Here is a 2,012-nt window from a genome sequence, read left to right as displayed (position 1 = left end):
CGCGCCGGGCGGCGAGGCGTCGTGGCGAGCGCGGCGCGAGCGCCGCCGCCCATCAGCCACAGATTGGCGAAGGCGGCACCGAGCCCGAGCACCAGCAGCGTGTTGCCGAGATAGATGGGATTGCGCGAGAGCCCGTAGGGTCCGTGCGTAACCAGACGGTCGGCAGCGCGGTGCGGCAGGAGGGTGGTGCGGGCGCGGTGAAGCGTCGCCACGGACCACAGATCGAGCGCCAGACCGAGCACGGCAAGGGCACCGCCGGCGATGCGCAGGGCACCGCCGGCGGGCTCCTGCGGCCAGCCGAGCGGGGATAGCCGGCCGAGCACGATCCCCACGGCGAGCGCGGTGCCATAGAGCAGCGGCGGCCAGGGAATGCGGTTCGGACGCGCCGCGGGTTCCGGCGTGGACCGCCCCCTCACGCGGGCCGCCGCCGTCCGGCCAGGAGCCCCAGCAGCCCATAGGCGAAGACGATGCCGCCCACCGTGCCGGCGGCGAAGATGGCGATCAGCAGCACCCAGTCGATGGGCCCGCCGATGTCCGCCCAGTCGGAATTGGTGACGGTAAAGGCGAGCCAGATGCCGAACGCGCCGCCGGCGAGCCCCAGCACCTCCGCCGCCAGCAGCCGGGCGCTGACGATGCGCCGGTCGCGCGCCAGCACGTAAAGGCACAGCAGCACGATGAACGCGGCAAGCGCGATCAGCGGCCAGAACCACAGGCCCAGCATCTCCTGGAAAACCGCGACGAAGACCGCGGGTTCGAGTTCCTTCATCTTCTCCTCCCTCAGGCCTGGCCGCGCAGCATGGCGATGTAAGTGGGCTTCAGCGCGATCTCCTTCATGACCCAGGAGATCCACAATTCCTCCAGCGGCGCGATGATGCCGGGGAAGGAGGGCGTGAGATTGTTGTTGTAGTCGAACTCCACCAGCATGGCCTGGCCGATGCGGGTGATCAGCGGGCAGGATGTGTAGCCGTTATAGCGCGCGTCCGAGGTGGTGCCGGCGATGCTCGCCACCAGATGGTCCACCGCCACCGGCACCTGCCACTTCACACTGGCCGCGGTCTTGCCCTTGGGCACGCCGGCCACGTCGCCGACGCCGAACACGTTGGCGAAGCGCTTGTGGCGCAGGGTGGCGGGGTCCACCTCCATCCAGCCGTCGGCGGCGAACGGGCCGGACTGCCAGGGCAGCGGGCTCGACCGCACCGCGGCCGGCGCGCGCATGGGCGGGATCACGTTGGTGAAGTCGTACTTGATTTCCCTCGGCCCGTCGGGGGTCGCGAAGGTGGCGATCCTGCGGCCCGGATCGATGGCGGTCATCACGTGGCTGTAGCGGGTGGCGATGCCGCGGTCCGCGAACAGCATGCGCACCTTCTCGGAGACAATGGGCACGGAGAACAGCGCGGTGTTCTGGGCGCAGTAGATCAGGTCCGCCTTGGCGCGGTTGCCGCGCCGGCGCAGGATGTCGTCGGTGATGAAGGCGTATTTCAGCGGCGCGCCGGCGCACTTCATCTCGGTGGCGGGGCGCAGGAACAGGCCCACCCCGCCGGCATCGGCGAAGCGCGACATGGCGGCATAGGTGGCCGCCGCCTGCTCCGGCCCGGCATAAACCGAGCCGATGCCCTCCTTGCCGATGAGCGCGGTGTCCATGCCGGCGATGCCGCCATAGTTCAGCTCCAGGCCGGTGGCGACGATGAGGTAGTCGTAGGGCACCACCTTGCCGCTCTCGGTGACCACCTTGTTGCCCACCGGGTCGATCTCCGCCACCGCCTCCGGGACAAGGCTCACCCCCTGCGGCACATAGTCCGCGGTGCGCGAGACCGAGTAGGCGGCCGGCTTGAGGCCGGCGGCGATGAGCGTGAAGCCGGGCTGGTAGTAATGGTCGCGCCGCCGATCGATCAGCGTGATGCTGGCGCCCTCGAGCCGTTTGGGCCAGGCGCGAGGCGCTCGCAAAGCCCCGCCGCCCCGGCCCCGGCGATGACGATGCGCGCGCCGGTGCGGAGCTTTTTTCGGCCCGCGCG

Annotated in this window: 3 protein-coding genes; all 3 read right to left on the bottom strand. The window is 70.4% G+C overall.

The window, feature by feature from the left end; genetic code table 11:
- The coding region (locus AC2W7M_RS24475; protein WP_486135627.1) for a methyltransferase family protein at positions 1-416 on the bottom strand (416 nt) is incomplete at its 3' end.
- The gene (locus AC2W7M_RS24470) at positions 413-766 is read right to left on the bottom strand and encodes a DUF5368 domain-containing protein (protein WP_486135625.1); all 354 of its coding nucleotides are present in this window, start codon (positions 764-766) and stop codon (positions 413-415) included. The genes AC2W7M_RS24470 and AC2W7M_RS24475, both read right to left, overlap by 4 nt.
- Before the next feature lie 11 nt (positions 767-777).
- Entirely contained in the window at positions 778-1,944 is a 1,167-nt protein-coding gene (locus AC2W7M_RS24465; RefSeq protein ID WP_486135624.1) for an NAD(P)/FAD-dependent oxidoreductase, read from the bottom strand.
- Between the last annotated feature and the right edge of the window lie 68 nt (positions 1,945-2,012).

This window comes from Xanthobacter sp. BG11Y11_SDJG (genome assembly GCF_057364445.1).
The sequence above is the reverse complement of the archived record's forward strand: the minus strand, read 5'-3'. Positions and strand labels throughout refer to the sequence as shown.

Coding starts and splice junctions, on each gene's coding strand:
- AC2W7M_RS24470 (WP_486135625.1), bottom strand. CDS start 766: ATGAAGGAACTCGAACCCGCGGTCTTCGTCGCGGTTTTCCAGGAGATG.